Here is a 20,329-nt window from a genome sequence, read left to right as displayed (position 1 = left end):
TTATTCATAAACTAATATGCAAAATGTTGTACACCACTTCAGTAGCTAATAACAACACTGTTTTAGAAGCAAAAGCCCTGACTCGCCGCTTTGGGGGTCTAGTTGCAGTAAATAATGTATCTTTTATAGTAAATAAACATGAAATTTTTGGTTTGATAGGCCCTAATGGTGCAGGAAAAACAACACTGTTTAATTTGATTACCGCTTTTATTCAACCCTCTAGCGGCAAATTACTTTATTACGGTGCAGAATCCCAATTACGTCCTCATCAAATAGCTGCTTTAGGTATCGCTCGCACCTTCCAAAATATCCGCTTATTTGGAGAATTATCAGCGCTAGAAAATGTGATCATCGCCCGACATTTACATACAAAAAGTAGTATAATAACAGGAGTGTTGGGATTACCACCAGCACCTAGTGAAGAATCTAAAAGTAGACAGAAAGCTTTAGATTTATTGGATTTAATTGGCTTAAGCGATCGCGCCGAAGAAAAAGCTAGAAATTTTCCCTACGGTGATCAACGTCGCTTAGAAATTGCCCGCGCTTTAGCTCTAGAACCGCAAATCTTACTCCTCGACGAACCTGCTGCGGGCATGAACCCCAACGAAAAACAGCAACTCAGCGAATTTATCCGCAATCTTCGCGATCGCTTCAATTTAACAATCATCCTTATCGAACATCATGTACCTTTAGTAATGGGTTTATGCGATCGCATTGCAGTGTTAGACTTTGGGCAATTGATTGCTTTGGGCGAACCATCTATTGTGAGAAATAACCCAGCTGTAATTGAAGCTTATTTAGGAAATGAATAAACCCAATTTCCTATTAAGCAAATCATCACAAAGAGATACTCAGGATAGGTGCGGCGATCGCAACTCCAGCCTAAACTACAGATCTAATCCCACTCTGACAGGAACCCCTCGTGAAAGCTAGATGGATAATCACAGCAGTTTCGGCAGCACTGTTTTTTGGCGGTAGCTTATTAACATCACTGCGCGATCCCTGGTTTCAGAACTTACAACGTCCTGACTGGTTGACCTTTGAATTCCTCATCCCATTCATCTGGATTTTCGTTTGGGCTTGCGCCACAATCTCAGCAATTATCGTGTGGGAAAGAAGCTCAAAACGCTCTCGTCCTTGGTACTTAATGGGTATCTATGCAGCGATCGCCCTGCTAACCTCAATTTACAGTCCCATTGTCGTAGAATTCCGTAGCCTCATAGGAGGACTAATTGTCGGCGGCTTAGCAACAGTCTTAGTCTACATCCTGGCTTTTCTAGTAAAGCCTATTTCTCAAAAAGCCTCCTGGCTGTTTTTACCCTATGCTCTCTGGGGCCCTATCGGCACTTATCTGACTTGGTTATTAATTCAACTCAATCCAGGCGTATCTTAAATAAAAAACTTGCATAATTAAATATTACAGCTATGTCTACAGGCAGCTAAACCTGATGCTTGCAAGCCTCAACATCTATCGTTTGCCAGAGGAAGCAACGATTGGATTTTTTTATGCTTTGGTGATTTAGCATCCATCATCTAATTCCCACTCTACAGAAACCGCTCTAGAAAAAGAGAAATATATGCAAGGTTTTCGAGTAGGTTCTATTTTCGGATTTGAAATCCGAATAGACTTGTCTTGGCTATTAATAGTCTTCCTCGTCCTATGGACTTTAAGTGCAGGTCTATTTCCAGCTAACTATCCAGGGCTTTCCAGTGCCACCTATTTTGGCATGGGCCTTGTAGCAACACTGCTGTTTTTCGCATCACTGCTTGCTCATGAGCTTTCTCACTCCTTTGTAGCCAGAAGTAAAGGAATTCCCGTTGAGGGCATCACCCTATTTATCTTTGGTGGTGTCTCTCGCACTCGCATGGAAGCCGAGAATCCCGGCGATGAGTTCCAGATTGCCATAATTGGGCCCCTCACCAGTGTGCTGCTTGCTGCTTTCTTTGGCTTGATTTGGTTTGTAGGCAGAAATGCTGGATGGAGTGTTGTAGTTACTGGCGTCGCTTCTTACCTCGCTTCTATTAATCTCATCCTCGCCATCTTCAACATGCTACCTGGATTTCCTTTAGATGGTGGTCGCGTCTTTCGTTCAATTCTCTGGAAATATACTGGCAACAAAAAAAAAGCTACTCAAATCGCTTCTAGTGGTGGTAAATGGTTGGCTTATTTACTAATTGCTCTTGGTTTCTGGGAATTATTTAGTTCTGCTTTATTGGGTGGACTCTGGTTAATCTTGATTGGTTGGTTCCTATACAATGCCGCAGAAGCTAGCTACGAAGAAATTTTGGTTCGTACAAGTCTTGAAGGAGTAAAAGCACGAGAAATCATGACTCCCTACCCAGAAACGGTAAATGCTGACCTGACGCTGCAAGATTTAGTAGATAAATATTTTCTCAGCCGTCGCTATCAGTCTTTTCCAGTGACTCAAGATAGCCATCCTATAGGGATTATTACCTTAAATCAGGTCAAAGATGTCCCGCGAGAAGAATGGGTATATCGTACCGTGAAAGACACGATGATTCCCACAGACAAACGAGTTATTGCTCGTCCAGAAGAAGAAATGTCTCAGGTATTAGAAAAAATGCAAGAGTCAGGAGTTCGCCGCGTCCTAGTGACTCAAAATAGTTCACTCAAAGGCATCATCACCGCCAATGATGTAGCAAGTTGGTTGCAGCGACAGCGAGACTTAGGCAGACAGATGGGATAAATAGATGGACAAAATTAGCAGAAGTTTGTTGTGTGCAAACCTGACCCTACTGAAGTACCGCGACAAACAATTTTATGCTAATTGCAACTAAGTAGATATCATTAAATGTAAAATAAAACTTTTGTTACTAGTGAGCGACTTATCGCTCTATGTAAAGTTTTGAAATGCCTAGAGCCGCTTAATACAAGTTAAACTCTTCTACTTAACAAACTCACAATCAGCTGAATAACTACTATTTCCTTAAAACAGATTTTTTGAAGGAAATTTGCTCTTAGTAGGTGAGTACTCAGAGCAATTCATCGCTTCTTCAGTAAGAACAATCGAAGGGTTGACTGCACACTTGAGATAATGATTGTTTGAATAAAATTTACAGTTCTTACAAGGAACTTTATCTAAGCCCTTGATAGTAAATACCATCTTATTATCTAAAAATGTCCTGATTTTTCGCAAAGCAATAAAAAAAACTATCCAACCGAAAATAAAACCAAGGGGAGACAAAGATATTACCACATCGGGAATAGTTAATTCATTCGGTTGTGCTTGCTCAATTTTTGGTTTATTCTGGCTTAATTGACGCAAATTTCTATGGTTTATTACATTTATTTGTAATGTTTGATCAACATACATATTATTTACCTTTGGCTATACATTTTTATCGATTTGACTTTGTTTTTTTTTCAAGTAAGTGGTAATTTTGGAAAATACATAACATTTTAATAATTTGCCATAATTAAATTGTATACACAATTTAATTGTTTAATTTAGAATTTGTAGGTACTCTTCAAGCAACTAAATTTAGCAAAATATTTATATCGCTGGATTTTACTTTATCTCATTCCAAACTATAAAATCACCATGTCATAGATATACATATTAAGAAAGATGGGTAACTCAGGATGTCGATAGATTAAGTATATTCAACTGTCTTTTAATTTCCTGAAAGACATTATAGTAAGTTTTCGGAGTTTGATATTCACAAGCTTTTAATTATAGGTTTAGCAAAATAAAACTTCAGGCATATCTGCCAAGAGTTTTGCTTAGTTAGCTAAAGATATATATCTAAAGGAATAGATTATAATCTTCGAGATTAGTGACTAAATCATGTTAAAATATGCAATCATTTTCAGATTAATTGATGCTTGTTAACCAAATATATGCCACTTTTCAGCCACATTTATTATCTAAGCTGAATCTCAAGTTAATTTATCATTGAACTATCTAATCATATAGATAAATAGGTTGAGGAGTTATTCGGTTTGACATACTCCTGATGTTAATTACCAGTATCCGCTTTTTAATTATTTCTAGATTACATTAGAAATTGAAATTAATAGTAGAGACGTTGCATTGTAACGTCTCTACGAAATCATCGGTTTTTTCGCCTTTATCTTGAATACTGAATCAGTGTTCTAGATTTATTCTTCTTGATTATAAATCCAGGATTTTTTGCATTAACGACTTATTTAGTGGAGAGTTTTCGTTTAAGATGGGGCTTATACCGTTTCACCCCAAGATTGTACAAATGTCAAGCAGGAGGAGCAGGGGAAGCAGGGGGATAAGAAAAGTGATTTGTATCAAGAATTTCGTGAACTGATATTAGACAATTACCTGGGACTGTTTTGGAAAAGCGTATAATCGCACTACAACTAAGAGGACACAAAGGTATTCGCTTCCAGCCAAGGCAATTTGCCTGGATTAAACTTGATATTTCCCCTTTCGGATGCGAGAATATCCATTTTTATGTCTTCCACTGAAAACAACCCAGAGCGCATAGAGTTCAGTATTAAGGCTTTGAGAGATACCAACACTATCAAGGATGTAAAACCCGAAACCAACGCTTTTCTGGACGGGCTTTTTTGATTTGGGTAAAGTCCCCCTCTTGAGAGCCATAACGCATAGTTATGTAAATAAAATGGGTAACAACTTAATCTTGGACAAGATAGTTGATATTTTTGTGTAGATTATATTTATGAATACTTGCTCTTGCTCATCTTCACGTTCACTCAAAAATTTATCTCTGATTGAAAACTCTTAATGGTTGATATGACAATGGATTTTCAGCAGATAAAAATTTTATTAGTTGATAACAGCCCAGAAGATTTACATTTTTTATCAGATATCCTCCAACACCAAGGTTATCAGGTTCAAAAACTCATTTCGGGGCAGATGATAATTAGTACAGTACTAAATTTTCTCCCTGATTTGATTTTGCTTAACATGCTCATGCCAGAAATGGATGGTTATAAAGCTTATCAAAATTTAAAAGCTAACCAGAAAACTCAAGATATTCCGATAATTTTTCTTAATGATTTAGATGAAATAGCTAAAAAAGTAAAAGTTTTTGAATTAGATACTGTTGAATATATTACTAAACCCTTACAAACTCAAAAGGTTTTATTAAGCATACATAATCAACTCACTGTCCACAAGCTGAAAAAACAGTTAAAAGAACAAAATGCCCAACTGCAATGGGAGATTCAAGAGCGACAAAGAGTAACAGATGAGTTGAATACTCGCAACAAACAAATAGAATCTACTTTAACAAATATTAGTAGTTGTCAACTTAGTGAGGAAGCTCTGCAAAAACAACTTGACCGCAGCCATCTGCTAAGAGAAATTAATTATAAAATTCCATTGCTAAAAGATGGTACTACTCTTGATTTGATGGTGGCGATCGCCTTACGCAATCAAGAGAGTTTAGTTGGTAGCATTACAGAACACCAACAGGTAGAACAAGCCCTACAACAAACTACCATTAAACTCCGCAACCATAACCTGATACTAATGGAACTGGCAAAAAACCAGGCGCTTTATCAAGGTGACTTGAAAGCAGCTTTGAGTGAAATCACAGAAGCAGCTGCTAAAAATGTAGGAGTAGAACGAGCTAGTATTTGGCTGTATGACGAAATCGGCATTAATCTCCAATGCCTAGATCTATTTGAGCAGAGTCGCAACCAACACAGCGAAGGATTTTCCCTCTTAGCGGCAGACCATCCAGCGTATTTTCAAGCTTTACAGCAAGACCAACTGATCACCGTAGATAATGTATACACCGATCCCAGAACCAAAGAATTTTCTGAATCTTATTCGACTCCATTAAGTATCATTTCTCTGCTCGATACTCCCATCAGGCTGGGGGGAAAGACTGTAGGAGTTTTGTGTCTGGAAGCGGTAGGTGTTACTCATCATTGGACGCTAGAAGACCAGAATTTTGCTCGTTCCTCAAGCAATTTAGTATCTTTAGTGCTGGAAGCGCGTTTACGCCAACGCGCAGAAGCCGCACGACGCGCTTCTGAAGAGAAATTAGCATCGGCTTTTAGATCATCTCCTGACCCGATTTCGTTGTCCACTTTTCCAGATACATGCTACACCGAAGTTAACGATAGCTTCTGTCGGTTTTTTGGATATTCTCGTGCTCAAATTATTGGTCGCACACACAAAGAATTGGATATTTGGGTAAATCGAGAACAGTGTACTGTGTTGACCCAAATCCTCCAACAGACAAAAGCCATTCGCAATCATGAGGTTGATTTTCGTACCTCCAATGGAGAGATCAAGACGACGCTGCTGAGTGCAGAAATGATCGAGATTGATGGGCAACAATATGTACTAAGTACAGCGAAAGACATCACTGAGCGCAAGCAGGCTGAAAATGAAAGCCGTTTACTGCTGTTGACAACCCAGGCCATCACTCGCGCTATAGATTTAAAGAGTGCTTTAACCCTCGTCTTACGCTTAATTTGTCATACTATCAGCTGGGATTTTGGCGAAGCCTGGATACCTAGTGCAGATGGCACTGTTTTAGAACATAGTTTGGGTTGGTACGGAGAACAAGATAGTTTAGAGGAATTTTGCCGCCAAAGCCAAAGTGTCGGATTTGCTCCAGGGGTGGGACTACCAGGACGAGTATGGCAGCATCGGAAACCAGAATGGATAGAGGATGTGTCTCAAGTTACAAAGCCAACTTTTTTGCGATCGCCACAAGCCATAAAAGTAGGATTAAAAGCTGGTTTTGGCGTTCCCATCCTCTCAGGGAACCAAGTATTGGCTATTTTGGTGTTTTTTAAACGCACCTCAGTTCCAGTAGATAAGCGCTTGCTGATGTTAGTAGGTGCTGTTGCTGTCCAGTTAGGTGGGTTGATTAGGCGCAAACAGATAGAAGCCGCCCATAAACAAAGCGAAGAACGTTTGCATCTCGCCTTAGAAGCTAGCGATTTGGGGTTATGGGATTGGAATATCCGCAACGGCAAAATCTACCGCGACTGGCGATGGAGAAAGATGCTGGGGTACACAGAACATGAAGTCGAAGAAAATCAGCAAGCCTTTGAGCAACTAGTACATCCAGAAGACTGGCCCGCAGTCAATTCAGCCTTAAACGCCCATCTCCAAGGTACTAGTCCTGTTTATGAAGTAGAATTTCGGATGCGCTGCTCCTCTGGGGAGTGGAAGTGGATTCAGTCTCGTGGTCAGATTTTTGAGCGCGACGAACGGGGTAAACCTTTGCGAATGACAGGTACGCACAAAGACATCACCGATCGCAAAACCCTAGAACGAGAACTAGCACTGAGAGAGGCCCGCCTGAATGCCTTTTTTAGCAGTGCTCCTGTGGGCATGAACATTTTAGATAACCAACTACGGTTTGTGCAAATCAACGAACTACTGGCACAAATTAATGGAAAATCCCAAAAAGATCATATCGGTAAAACTATCCATGAAGTCTTACCCCATATTGCCTCTTTAGTAGAACCAATCTATCAACAAGTTCTATTGACTGGTCAACCTATTCTTAACCAAGAATTAAGCGGCAAATCACCCTACCAACCGGATTTTATCCGCCACTTCCTAATTTCTTATTTTCCAATTCCCGGTGAGGACGATCGCCCCTCTGGTGTAGGTACAGTGATGGTAGAAATTAGCGAACTGCAAGCAGCACTACGTGAACGTAAACGCGTCGAAAAAGAACTGCGCTTAGCCAACGAACGCCTGCAATATCTGCTTACTTCTAGTGCTGTAGTCATTTATAGCTGCAAAACATCAGGAGATTTCGGCACTACTTTTATCAGTGAGAACGTTAAAGCCATGGTTGGCTACGAAGCCCAGGAATTTCTCAATAATTCTAGTTTCTGGCTCGACCACATTCACCTAGAAGATGTTGAACTTGTCTTAGGAAAATTATCGGAGCTTTCTGAGCAAGAGTACAGCTACTACGAATATCGGTGGTTACACGCTGATGGAACTTATCACTGGTTTTATGAACAGGTGAGGTTAATCCGTGATGAAGCAGGTAATCCTATGGAGTGCGTTGGTTATTGGGCAGACATCAACGATCGCAAACTGGCACAATTAGCTTTACAGTCAAGTCAGCAGCGATATCAACTTTTAGCAGAAGCCTCACCAGTTTGTATATTCCACGCTGATTCTGATGGCAATTGCTTCTATTTGAATCAGCGCTGTACTGAAATTTTTGGACTTTCCGAAGCAGATTCTCTAGGAAAAGGTTGGGTAAATGCTATACATCCAGAAGACCGCGATCGCATACTTCAATCAGGTTATGAAGCAGCAGCAATCAGGAAAGCACCATTTAAATTTGAGCATCGCTTTCTACATCCTGATGGTACAGTTGTCTGGGTAATTACCCAAGCTTTGCCCGAAATAGGCAATGATCAAGAAATTAAAGGTTATATCGGTACAGTAACAGATATTACCGAGGGAAAACTGGCAGAAGAAGCTTTGCGTGAAAGTGCAGAACGAGAAAAAGCGATCGCCCAAGTAATTCAAAGGATGCGCCAGACTTTGGATTTGGAAACTATATTTGCTGCTACAACCCAAGAATTACGCCAAGTACTCAATTGCGATCGTGTCATTGTCTATCGTTTCAATCCTTACTGGAGTGGCGAATTTGTCTCAGAATCAGTGGGTAATGGTTGGATTTCTCTAATAGAAGAACACAACAATGATCCCAATCTCATAGAAGGTATTTTAGAAGATAGTTGTTGCTTAGCAAAAATATTGAATAGCGCCAACAACCAGGAGCAAGATCCAGAACTGCAAACAACCCAAAGTAGTATATTCACACAAGGTGCAAGTTTCCGTTGTGTCCCAGACATTTACAAAGCTGGGTTTCATCCTTGTTACATCAACCTTTTAGAGCGCTTTCAGGCAAAAGCTTATATTATCGTCCCCATCTTATGTGGGAATCAACTTTGGGGTTTACTGGCGAGTTATCAAAATTCTGGTTCCCGCCAATGGAAACCAGGAGAAATCAACATTGTAGTTCAAATTGGCAATCAATTAGGAGTTGCTTTGCAACAAGCCCAATTACTCGCAAAAACGCAAAGACAGTCACAAGTATTGCAAGAAACTGTCATAGCTGCTGATGCTGCTAACCGCGCTAAAAGCGAATTTCTCGCCAACATGAGCCACGAACTACGTACCCCACTCAATGCCATACTCGGTTTTACCCAAGTTATGAGCCATGATCATTCTCTATCCACAGAACATCAGCAAAACCTAGCAATTATCAATCGTGCTGGGGAACATCTCCTCAACTTAATCAACGACATTCTGGAAATGTCAAAAATCGAAGCTGGCAGAATAACATTGAATGTCAACAATTTTGATTTTATTCGCCTCTTAGAAAACCTCGAAGAGATGTTACACTTCCGTGCTGCCGCCAAAGGATTACACTTGGTATTTGAATACACTCCAAACCTTCCTAGATATGTGCAAGCTGACGCAAGTAAACTACGTCAAGTCTTGCTCAACCTACTAGGAAATGCGATCAAATTTACCGAAACTGGAAGGGTAACACTGCGGGTGGAAATGAAAGAGCAGGAAGAACAACAAGAGGAAACAATTCAAAATTATTCTTCCACTCCCCCACAACCTCATCTCTTCTTTGAGGTACAAGACACCGGCCCTGGTATTGCTCCCCAAGAAATTGACTTATTGTTTGAAGCTTTTGGGCAAACTGAAACTGGCAGAAAATCCCAACAGGGAACGGGACTAGGTTTAGCAATTAGCCGCAAATATGTGCAACTAATGGAAGGAGATATTCGCGTCATCAGCACTGTGGGTGAAGGAAGTAAATTTACTTTTAATATTCCAATTACTCTAGCTATAGCTAACGAAATTCAGATTCAGCATAAACGCCAAATTATTGGTTTAGCACCAGAGCAAAAAGAATATCGGATATTGGTGGTTGATGATGTTACAGACAGTCGTTTATTGGTAGTTAAACTATTAACATCTATTGGCTTTGTAACCCAAGAAGCTGCAAATGGTATCGAAGCGATCGCTCTTTGGCAAAAATGGCAACCACACCTGATTTTAATGGATATGCGGATGCCTGTTATGGATGGCTACGAAGCCACAAGAGTAATTAAATCTAGAGAAAAAGAGAATAGTGAAGAATTACAGCCTACAAATACCATCATTATTGCCTTAACTGCCAATGCTTTTGAGGAACAACGAGAGGCAATGATCAAAGTAGGTTGTGATGATTTTATTAACAAGCCCTTCCGAGAACAAGAACTACTAGAAAAATTGAGCGAATATCTGGGGTTACAATATGTTTATTCCCAAGATAGTAATCAAACATCTAATCAAAATCAACAAGAAAATGAACAAATTTTGAATTTTACAGATTTAGTTTTTCTGTTATCTCAAATGTCATCTGAATGGCTAATAAAGCTATATAATGCCGCAGCCCAATGCAGCGATTATTTAATTTTAGAATTGATTGAGCAAATCCCCTCAAATAATGTTGTATTAAACAACTATTTAATAGATTTAACTCATAACTTCCAGTTTGAGAAAATTATGGAGTTAACGAGTACAGTCATTAGCAAGTAGAGACGTTACATTGCAACGTCTCATGAAAACGAGAATGGTTTAACTTATTTGGTGGCAACTACAGGTAAAACAATTCGTGATGGATAAGCACCACAACTTATCGTCACAGTGATAATTTGAGCATTCAATAAACTATTGCTACTAACCACAGCACCATTACCATTCATCGCGTAGGCTGGAAAACATGCAGCACTCAAACTCAGACGCAATGCATTTCCCTGAGCAATTCGCACACAAGTTGCTTGCAATTTAATTGTTCTAGAAACATTATTTACCCCATCAGGGCAATGCAGATAACCTTGAGTCAGATTGAACACACGCCCATCAGGATGCATTAACGACAGCACTGCACACAAATCATAACTAGGTTGATCAGCACTACTCCAGATTTCCAGCGTTACATTCCCCGCCAAATGCAAGTCTTCTATCAAGGGTTCACTAGTGTAAGTTAAGACATCAGAACGGCAATCAATATGCGATCGCTCAAATACACCCGCCGGAATTGCTGCATGACCACCTAAAGCTGGAACTGGTCGCCAAGGATCATGAACCAAAACGTCAGTAGTGCTGAGTGTTGAGTTTTCAGTGCTAAGGGTTCCTGAATCTTCTCGGATGCTGGCAAGTCCAGTAGTTGACAAAAAATAGGATTTCTGGTTTTGTGTAGGTAAGCTAGGGAAAGTGCGCCAAAAATTACTTCCCATCTCAAACAGGCAAACAGGCGCTTCCTCAAACAATCCTGTATCGATACCTTTAAGAAAATGGTCAAACCAGCGGATTTGCATTTTATCTACAGGACTCGCCGCCTTTGCACCAAAATCAATATCCCCAACTTTGCGCCCCCAAGGCAAATGCGCCCAAGGCCCAACCAATAAATGTTGAGGTGTAGCATTACGAACTGCCATATCCTGATATAAATGCAGAGTCCCGCGCAGGTATGTATCAAACCATCCCCCAATGTGAAACATGGGTAAATCAACAGTTTGCAAGTAGCTTTTGGGTGAAAGTTTTTCCCAGTATGCATCTGGTTGGGGATGTGCTAACCACTCGTGATAAAACGAATCAGGCGCAAGATTTTTCAGGATTTCTGAATTATTTAAAGGTAGATTGCGAGAAGCGGCAAATAATGCTTGATAAGCTGTTTTATCACCTTGTAAACGTGCAGTTTCAGTAGCTAATTGAATTGCCCAAGCGAGATTAGTTTGCAAACAGAATGCGCCTCCTTCATAAGCCCAATCTGAATACAAATCATAACCAATCATAGCAGGGCAAATTGTTGTTAACGCTGGCGGTTTAGCAGCCGCGGCATATAACTGAGTCATTCCCTGATAAGAAAAACCATACATACCAACTTTGCTATTGCTACCAGGTAGTTTCGCCGCCCAGTTTACCGCATCTTCGCCATCGGCAATTTCGTGAACAAATAGCTTAAATTCACCTTCAGATGTGCCGCGTCCGCGAACATCTTGAATTACCACAATGTAGCCGTGAGTAGCATACCAAGTCGGGTGAGCATAGACAACAGTAGAGGCGATCGCACGTCCGTAGGGTTGTCGCATTAATAATACAGGAAACTCACCATCTGCATCAGGGCGATAGATATCTGCATCCAAGCGTACACCGTCGCGGGTGTACATGGAGGCGGTTTGTTTGGGGAGGACTTTCAGCATGAATCTGATAATCTTGGGCTTATGACTGGCGCTTGTGCTTATGGGACTGCCAAAGTTTATCGCAACCCCAAATCAAGATTCCTACAGTGAAGCCAAAAAGTAAACTGTAAGCGATCGCTTTTTGCACGGTCTATCTCCACACGGCCCCGGACAGAGGCGATCGCTTTGTCTAGTAAGCTAGAACCATGCGTAAAATAGCCCAACTCTGCTTTAATTTGTTCTCCCCGACTTCTTGAAGAAGTCGGGGATCTGAGCAAGTAGCCAGTTCATCCATTAGACCTCTTGCATAAATACTGATAATAGTTAAGGATAATTGTAGGTTGGGTTTCACTTCGTTCAACCCAACAAATGACCGAAAATGTTGGGTTTCGTTCCTCAACCCAACCTACGCAATATATTTTTTGAGCTTAACTGAACCATATTGCCCTTTAGAGGTTGTTTGAAAAGTGTTTGGCTGTATCTTTGCACTTATTGATCCCCCCCAACCCCCCTTTCTAAGGAGGGAACCGGAATCATAGTCCCCCTTTTTAAGGGGAGCCACTGCGGTCTTGGGGTTTCCCCAAGTGGAGCAAGTGGCGTGGATTTAGGAGGATCTGAAAGATTTTGCTACTGAAAAGAGGACTTTTCAAACATCCTCTTACAAATCCTCTTAGTCTACGGCATAACACACCCTACAAAAAATAATAGGGTAGCACAACTGTGCTGCCCTACTGAATTCTGAATTCTGTATTCTTCAACAAGGCATCAAAGCATCGAATCTCCCCAACACTGCCATATCTTCCGCATCTAATTCCACTGGTGTACCACTGCGAATTAATTCCGAAAAATCTTCATTAGGAACCATCACAGTCAGCGTATACAAACGATTGGAACCTGTATTTCTAATCAAATGAGTACCAGTGGGAGGCACTAATAAACTATCTCCCGTTTTGATTTGGGCAATCTTGCCATCACACATGGCTATTCCTTCCCCTTTGAGGACAAAAAACATTTCCACCGCCCATTGATGACGATTTGGCGGTGTTTGTCCACCAACATCAAAAATTTCTATGCAGCAAGTCAAAGAAGTATTAGCATTAGTTGAATCAAAGATAATTGCTAACCGATTCGAGTCAGTAGGACTAATGCGATATACCTGGTAATCTTTGGGAGATTTGATAATAGGAATTACACAACGAGTAGAGTGCATTTATTTATCTCCTCCTGTTGAATCAGGATTATTCAGCGCTGTTAAAATTGCTTGTGAGTCAGTGACAAAACCAAAGCATTGTTTCACGTTATATAGTGTCGCCAGCCAACAATATTCGGGGGAAGTTGTAGCTGTGCAATCTTTAACTAAAACGCAATCATATCCTAAGAAATTGGCGTCACACAGCGTGGTTAGCACACACTGATCAGCATTGACACCAGCAAAAAATAGTGTCGTTTTTCCCAGATTTCGCAGGATACTATCTAAAGGAGTATCCCAAAAGCCACTCATGCGGTATTTATCCACACGAATATCTTCTGGTAGCTGTTCTAGTTCGTCTATCACCGCCGCTGCCCAACTACCTGCCATAAGTACCCTAGCACCATTGCTAGGTAGGGGATCGCCCAATCCCACGCCGTTACCTGTGGGGTTGTAGACGTGACGCGAACTGGCACTGATATTGAGTAAATCGGGACGATTTCCCCAATTGACCCAAATTACGGGAACACCAGCGTCACGCAGTTCAGGAAGTAAGTTGTTTAAAGGCTCGACAGGCTTTTGCGCCGGAGTCACATCTACGCCGATATGCGCTAACCAGCCATCAGGGTGACAGAAGTCGTTTTGCATATCAATGATGAGAATGGCAGTTTTTGCCAAATCTAGGCGCAGGGCTTTAGTCTCTGTTGATAAGATAACGGGTTGTGGGGTCTTGTGAGGACGAGTAATATCTGCGATCGCTTGATTCACAGTCCAAGCATTTGGTGCAACTCCCAATGTCCGAAAAGCCATATTCATAAAATTGCAACACCCAACACCTTTTTTATTTTGTAACTTGAAATTCTGTTGAGCGTTCAATTACTTAATCAAGGTTAAAATCGTGATCACTATCCAGAATGTTTTGATTGCCGCTCGTGATGGTTATGCAACCGTAGATGTACAGGTTGTAGACGGTAAGATTGCCGCCATTGCAGCCGAATTAGATGTTGTCGGTACTACCTTTGATGGTAACAACAAACTGTTGCTTCCTGGCTTCTTTAACGCCCACACCCACTCATCAGAGATGTGGCAACGCGGGATCATGTCAGCCTTGCCTTTAGAATTATGGTTAGCGGAACTTTATGACTTTGCGCCCCTCGATTTAGAAAAGGTTTATCTCAGCGCTTTGGGAACTGCCGTGGAAACCCTACTTTCTGGCGGTACGAGTGTGGTAGATCATCTGGTGCTAATTCCAGGACAAGAGTTAGAAACCATTGCCACCGCAACTCGTGCTTACAGAGAAGTGGGAATTCGTGCTTTTATCGCCCCCTTGATTCAAGATGAATCTCTCACAGCAGGGATGCCATCTGGGGAATCAGCACAAACTCACGAGCCTTATTTTCGCTCAACTGCGGCCACACTGGAAATCATTGAAGAGGCGGTGAGACAATTTCATCGCCCGGATGAGGGTGTAAATATTTTAGTTGCCCCAACAGGAATTCAGTTGTGTACTGATGCTTTGTTTGAAGGCTGTATTGAGTTAAGCTCACGTTATAATCTCTGTCGTCACTCTCATTTACTGGAAACCAGGGCACAGGAAAAACTTGCCGAAGAAAAATACGGTTGTACTGCTGTTGAACATCTTAAAAGAATCGGGTACTTAAGCGATCGCACAACACTAGCTCATTGTGTCCACTTAAATGATGCTGACATCGCCATCCTCGCCCAAACTCAATCTACAGTCGTTCACAATCCTTTGAGTAATCTGCGTTTAGGCAGTGGCATTGCCCCAATTTTAAAATATCGGCAAGCTGGGGTAAACGTAACTTTTGGTTGTGATGGCGCTTCCAGCAATGACTCCCAAGACTTACTAGAAGCCATCAAAATTGGTTCCATTTTGCACAACGTTACAGATTCAGATTATCAGCACTGGATTACGCCCCGGCAAGCGGTAGAAATGGCGTCCTTGGGAGGCGCGAAGGGACTGAATATAGCAGATAAACTTGGTTCCCTCACCCCAGGAAAACAAGCCGATTTAGTACTTTATGACCTCACAAATTTATCATTACTACCCCGTACAGATCCCATTGGTTTGTTAGTTTTAGGGCGTCCTACTAATGTTGTAAATAGTACTTGGGTGAATGGTAAGCAAGTTATTGCTGATGGTAAAGTTACCACAGTTGATGTTGACGAATTGCGGCAAGAATTATTTAACCGCAGTCAATGGGAGACAACACGCAAGTCTCAAACCGTGGCACAAATTGAAGCGCATTATCGCACAGTCATAGGGTTGTAAAACACAAAAGAACGCAGAGTTAGATGCACAGAAAGATTAATGGCGTTGCATAAATGCGGGATGAATTGGCGGTTGAAACCATTGAAAATTCGTTCCAAATTGAGCGAAATCATCCCATGATTCAGCGACGCCAGATTAATAAATCCTCAACCTATTAGGGATAAAAGTGCTAAATTACCAGTAGCTAGTAAATCCGTCTTCATGTATGCCGTTATCTCTAGACCAAATTGGGAACAGAATAGAAGCAATCGAGCGTCTTGCTGACCCTTGGAGTAAGCGATACGGACGTTTACTAAACTGGCAGAATCCATCCGATCCGTTCTGGCATTACGGGATTGGTATGTCAGATATACATATTTTTGATACAGGTAGTGGGTTGTGTCCATTTGAAAGAAAAGAAGCAAAATTCGTTCTTGGTATTGACCATATCGCTTTTGAGCCAAAGCAAACAATTGAGCGGCTTAAACAAGCCCTTCATGTTTTTGCTAGTTGGGAATACACTTTCTTTGGTTGGAATTGTGAACACCTTGGTCGGTTAATTGCAACAGATCAACCAAGGTGCTATCAAAGTAGCCTTATATGGTGGTTATGCGACATGACTCCAGAAGGCGACCATAAAACTGCACATCAAATATTTCGAGATTACCTGAAAAAGGTTGATCCTGGACTAGTCAAAAAAAAGGAAAGGTGTAAGTCCCGACATTGTTGAAATTGTTGATTCAGTGTTTGAGCGATGTCTGTCTTGAAAAGTGACGCTCCTGCGGACGCTCGTTCCTCGCTAGCGCTGCGCTAACAGAGACGCTTGCAGACTCGCTATCGCTACGCTAACGGCGCAAGCCGCCGCTCCGACTTTTCGCTACGACGGGCTACGCCTACGCACTTTTGTTAAGCTCATCTATGAGTTTATCAAAGAATGCATCTCCAGCTGCACATCTTAAGGCGGTGTAGGATGATGGATAGGAGGACAAAATGAACATATCCATCATCGACGAAGTAATCGAGCAACTAAGAGTGATGCCACAACACCTGCAATGGCGGGTACTCGAATTTGCTCGAATCCTAGCCAAATCTCAAGTTCGAGGTACTCCAGGGCAACAATTGCTACCTTTTGCAGGTTCAATACCACCCGATGATCTCCAGTTAATGCGTGAGGCAATCGAGCAAGGCTGTGAGCAAGTTGATGCCAATGAGTGGTAGATACTTGCTGGACACCAATATCATCATTGCTCTCTTTGCAGATGAAGCAGTAATCAAAAATAACCTTGCCCAAGCTGATGAGGTTTTTATCCCAAGCATTGCAATCGGGGAGTTATATTATGGTGCAAGAAAATCAAGACGACCTCAAGAGAATCTAACAAGAGTTGATGAGTTGGTTGCTAACAGCACTGTGCTTGTGTGTGATGCCGAAACCGCTCATCAATATGGTGAGGTCAAAAACAAGCTAAGGCTCAGAGGGCGTCCATTGCCTGAGAATGATATTTGGATTGCAGCCCTGGCATTGCAGTATGAGTTGACCTTAGTAACACGCGATGCCCATTTCCAGGAAGTTGAGAATTTGCAAATAGTAGGTTGGTGAGTATTATCGCCTAACAACCATGTTGCACCGGATGAAACAGAGGTTAACAGTGAAAACGGAATTGCCTGCCGCCGTTGGCCTTTAACCGTTGTACTGCCGTTGAACATCTTATAAAAAATTGGATACTTGAGCGATGTCTGTCTTGAAAAGTGACGCTCCTGCCTCGCTCTAAGCAAAGCTATGCCGCAGGCTTTACGCTGCGACTCGCACTCCGCAAGCTAACGGCGGAAGCCGCCGCTTCTACTTTTCGCTACAACAGGCTACGCCTACGCACAACACTAGCCGATTATGTCTAGTTGAATGATGCTGAGGTTTATTAGTTTTACATTCTGTTGTAAAACACAAAGAAACGCAGAGTTAGATAATAATTACTGCTCTATGAGAAAGTTAAATCAATAAATTTCATTTACTTAATTAGAAGGAAAAACATGAGCTATCGGATTAAACGACAAGACTATGCGGCCATGTTCGGCCCGACTGTTGGCGATCGCGTCCGTCTTGCTGATACAGAATTATTTATCGAAGTTGAAAGAGACTACACCACCTACGGCGAAGAGGTAAAATTCGGCGGCGGTAAGGTGATCCGAGATGGTATGGGACAATCTCCCATCATTAATGGTGACGATAAAGATAACGCTGTAGATACGGTAATTACCAACGCCTTGATTCTCGACTGGTGGGGCATCGTTAAAGCCGATATTGGCATTAAAGGCGGGAAAATTTTCAAAATTGGGAAAGCAGGCAATCCCAATATTCAAGATAATATCGATATTATCATTGGGCCAGGCACGGAAGTTATAGCCGGAGAAGGCAGAATTGTTACAGCGGGAGCCATTGACACCCACATTCACTTTATTTGTCCCCAACAAATCGAAACCGCGATCGCCTCTGGAACTACAACCATGATTGGTGGTGGTACAGGCCCGGCGGCTGGTACTACCGCCACCACTTGCACCCCTGGCCCTTGGCACATTCACCGCATGTTACAAGCGGCTGATGCTTTTCCTGTAAACATCGGTTTCTTGGGCAAAGGTAATGCCAGTGTACGTGATGGCTTAGTCCAACAAGTTGCGGCTGGAGTCATCGGTTTAAAGCTGCATGAAGACTGGGGAACCACGCCGGAGGCGATTCGTACTTGTCTTAATGTTGCTGATGAATATGATGTACAAGTCGCCATTCACACTGACACCCTCAACGAAGCAGGATTTGTGGAAAAAACAATTGCCGCTTTTGAAGAACGTGTAATTCACACTTTCCACACCGAGGGTGCAGGTGGTGGACATGCGCCTGATATTTTAAAAGTCTGCCAATACGATTATGTTCTACCTGCTTCGACAAATCCCACTCGCCCCTACACCATCAATACCTTAGCTGAACACAAGGATATGTTGATGGTGTGCCATCACCTTGATCCGAACATTGAGGAAGATGTCAAATTTGCCGATTCTAGAATTCGCCCACAAACGATCGCAGCTGAGGATATTTTGCACGATCTAGGCGTTATTAGCATTATGGCTTCCGATTCCCAAGCAATGGGCAGGGTAGGGGAAGTAATTCTACGGACTTGGCAAACTGCTCACAAGATGAAAGTCCAGAGAGGGCCATTATCTCCTGAGAAAAGTTCCTCAAACAATGATAACTTTAGGGCTAAGCGCTATATTGCAAAATACACGATTAATCCTGCGATCGCTCATGGAATTGCTGATTACGTCGGTTCCATTGAAGAAGGGAAATTAGCTGATTTGTGTTTATGGAAACCTGCCTTTTTTGGCGTAAAACCAGAGCTTGTTATTAAAGGAGGAATGATTGTTTGGGCACAAATGGGCGACCCTAATGCCAGTATTCCTACCCCCGAACCCGTTCACATGCGTCCAATGTTTGGCGCTTTTGGCGGGGCCATTGGCGCTACCTCAATTACCTTCATTTCTCAAGAAGCTTTGAATAGAGGTATACCTGAACAACTTGGCTTAACCACTCGAACCGCAGCTGTTTCTAATACCCGTAATGTGAGCAAAAAGGATTTGAAACACAACGATGCTACTCCACACATTGAAGTTAACCCAGAAACCTACGAAGTCAGAGCCAATGGGGAATTGTTAACTTGTGAACCTGCTGCTAATTTACCTATGGCCCAGCGCTACTTCTTGTTTTAATGATTTGTTAGTAGTGAAATAACTTTGTCTAAATAACCAAAAATCCCAAATCAATATGACAAGTGCATCTGACATTTTTCTGGCTGGAGCAAGTCGCGGCGTTGGTAGAGAAATTGCCACATATTTAACAGCACAATCGCTAAAAGTAAAAGCACTTCTGAGAACAGAAGCTAGTGCTGCTGAACTTGAAGCAATGGGTATTCAGGTAGTTTTGGGAGATGCCTTGAATGTTGATGATGTAGAACGTGCAATTCTGACAGAACCTATCCACGCCGTTATCAGTACACTTGGCGGCTTACCTACAGACGCTCAAAGACCAGATTACTTTGGTAATAAAAATCTGATCGATGCGGCTCTCAAAGCTGGAGCGAAAAAATTTATTCTTGTATCTTCAATTGGTACTGGTAATAGTGCCGTTGCTGTGCCTCCCCAAGTTTTGCAAACACTGGGGCCTGTTTTAGCCGAGAAGGACAAAGCTGAACAATATTTAATTGCTAGTGGACTAACCTACACAATCATTCGTCCTGGCGGACTAAAATCTGATCCAGCAACGGGTAATGGCATTTTAAGTGAAGATCCACGCATTATTGGCACTATTAATCGTGCAGATGTCGCGCAGTTAGTTTGTCGGTGTTTAAATTCTGATCGTGCTAACAATAAAGTTTTGTCAGCAGTGGATCGAAATATGCTATTTGGGCAATCAGAGCTTCCAGAATTTAGTTTGGATTAATTAGATAAGAGTAGAGACGCGATTGATCGCGTCTGTACAGAAGTCAAGAGCAGGACTGGCATTGTAATGACTACAAGGTTGCTGTAAGCTTGCGATCGCCACACGACAAATTCAGATGGTAGTTTAACGTTACACTCATAGATTGCAATAGATAACTTTTACCCTTATGACTGGAGAGCG

The 20,329-nt window shown here is 41.9% G+C and carries 16 protein-coding genes; 11 read left to right on the top strand and 5 right to left on the bottom strand.

Annotation, left to right across the window (positions count from 1 at the left end):
* Positions 1–23 precede the first annotated feature (23 nt).
* The 3 genes from FNW02_RS27160 (at position 24) to FNW02_RS27150 (ending at position 2,708) form a co-directional block, all read left to right on the top strand.
* Positions 24–812: an ABC transporter ATP-binding protein gene (locus FNW02_RS27160; protein WP_191760589.1), complete on the top strand. Its 789-nt coding sequence runs from the start codon at positions 24–26 to the stop codon at positions 810–812.
* A gap of 110 nt (positions 813–922) precedes the next feature.
* Complete coding sequence (locus tag FNW02_RS27155) at positions 923–1,393, top strand: tryptophan-rich sensory protein (RefSeq protein ID WP_191760588.1); 471 nt, start codon at positions 923–925, stop codon at positions 1,391–1,393.
* A 184-nt stretch (positions 1,394–1,577) separates the two neighbouring features.
* Positions 1,578–2,708 carry a site-2 protease family protein gene (locus tag FNW02_RS27150; protein ID WP_191760587.1) on the top strand — a complete coding sequence of 377 codons (1,131 nt, stop codon included), beginning with the start codon at positions 1,578–1,580 and terminating at the stop codon, positions 2,706–2,708.
* Between the two features lie 240 nt (positions 2,709–2,948).
* On the opposite strand, the gene FNW02_RS27145 is transcribed toward FNW02_RS27150, so the two are convergent.
* The gene (locus FNW02_RS27145; protein ID WP_191760586.1) at positions 2,949–3,335 is read right to left on the bottom strand and encodes a hypothetical protein; all 387 of its coding nucleotides are present in this window, start codon (positions 3,333–3,335) and stop codon (positions 2,949–2,951) included.
* A gap of 1,407 nt (positions 3,336–4,742) precedes the next feature.
* Here FNW02_RS27145 and FNW02_RS27140 point away from each other — a divergent pair.
* A complete protein-coding gene (locus FNW02_RS27140) occupies positions 4,743–10,562 on the top strand; it encodes a PAS domain S-box protein (RefSeq protein ID WP_431356824.1) in 5,820 nt (1,939 codons plus the stop codon).
* A gap of 44 nt (positions 10,563–10,606) precedes the next feature.
* Here FNW02_RS27140 and FNW02_RS27135 read toward each other — a convergent pair whose 3' ends face one another.
* The 4 genes from FNW02_RS27135 to FNW02_RS27120 all read right to left on the bottom strand — a co-directional run bounded on the left by FNW02_RS27135 (position 10,607) and on the right by FNW02_RS27120 (position 14,213).
* Positions 10,607–12,229 (bottom strand): CocE/NonD family hydrolase, encoded by a 1,623-nt coding sequence (locus FNW02_RS27135; RefSeq protein ID WP_191760585.1) that lies wholly within the window; start codon positions 12,227–12,229, stop codon positions 10,607–10,609.
* A 56-nt stretch (positions 12,230–12,285) separates the two neighbouring features.
* Entirely contained in the window at positions 12,286–12,486 is a 201-nt protein-coding gene (locus FNW02_RS27130; protein ID WP_191760584.1) for a hypothetical protein, read from the bottom strand.
* Between the two features lie 476 nt (positions 12,487–12,962).
* The gene (locus tag FNW02_RS27125; RefSeq protein ID WP_191760583.1) at positions 12,963–13,418 is read right to left on the bottom strand and encodes a cupin domain-containing protein; all 456 of its coding nucleotides are present in this window, start codon (positions 13,416–13,418) and stop codon (positions 12,963–12,965) included.
* Complete coding sequence (locus FNW02_RS27120; protein ID WP_191760582.1) at positions 13,419–14,213, bottom strand: cysteine hydrolase family protein; 795 nt, start codon at positions 14,211–14,213, stop codon at positions 13,419–13,421. It abuts the gene before it with no gap.
* 79 nt (positions 14,214–14,292) lie between these two features.
* Here FNW02_RS27120 and FNW02_RS27115 point away from each other — a divergent pair, with 79 nt between their 5' ends.
* The 7 genes from FNW02_RS27115 to FNW02_RS27085 all read left to right on the top strand — a co-directional run bounded on the left by FNW02_RS27115 (position 14,293) and on the right by FNW02_RS27085 (position 20,149).
* On the top strand, positions 14,293–15,690 hold the full coding sequence (locus FNW02_RS27115) for an amidohydrolase family protein (protein WP_191760605.1): 1,398 nt from the start codon (positions 14,293–14,295) through the stop codon (positions 15,688–15,690).
* Positions 15,691–15,895: 205 nt separating this feature from the next.
* A complete protein-coding gene (locus tag FNW02_RS27110; protein ID WP_191760581.1) occupies positions 15,896–16,399 on the top strand; it encodes a hypothetical protein in 504 nt (167 codons plus the stop codon).
* Positions 16,400–16,659: 260 nt separating this feature from the next.
* Positions 16,660–16,887: a hypothetical protein gene (locus FNW02_RS27105; protein ID WP_191760580.1), complete on the top strand. Its 228-nt coding sequence runs from the start codon at positions 16,660–16,662 to the stop codon at positions 16,885–16,887.
* Positions 16,877–17,266, top strand: a complete 390-nt coding sequence (locus FNW02_RS27100) for a type II toxin-antitoxin system VapC family toxin (RefSeq protein ID WP_191760579.1) — start codon at positions 16,877–16,879, stop codon at positions 17,264–17,266. Before FNW02_RS27105 ends, FNW02_RS27100 begins: the two co-directional genes overlap by 11 nt.
* Before the next feature lie 149 nt (positions 17,267–17,415).
* A complete protein-coding gene (locus FNW02_RS27095; RefSeq protein ID WP_191760578.1) occupies positions 17,416–17,562 on the top strand; it encodes a hypothetical protein in 147 nt (48 codons plus the stop codon).
* Between the two features lie 132 nt (positions 17,563–17,694).
* The gene (ureC, locus tag FNW02_RS27090) at positions 17,695–19,419 is read left to right on the top strand and encodes an urease subunit alpha (RefSeq protein WP_191760577.1); all 1,725 of its coding nucleotides are present in this window, start codon (positions 17,695–17,697) and stop codon (positions 19,417–19,419) included.
* A 55-nt stretch (positions 19,420–19,474) separates the two neighbouring features.
* Positions 19,475–20,149, top strand: coding sequence for an SDR family oxidoreductase (locus FNW02_RS27085; RefSeq protein WP_191760576.1), 675 nt, complete (start codon positions 19,475–19,477; stop codon positions 20,147–20,149).
* Positions 20,150–20,329 lie beyond the last annotated feature (180 nt).

The sequence above is a fragment of the Komarekiella delphini-convector SJRDD-AB1 genome, from assembly GCF_014831675.1.
Lineage (GTDB): Bacteria > Cyanobacteriota > Cyanobacteriia > Cyanobacteriales > Nostocaceae > Komarekiella.
Note: the sequence above shows the minus strand (reverse complement) of the source record. Positions and strands in the feature narration are given on the sequence as shown.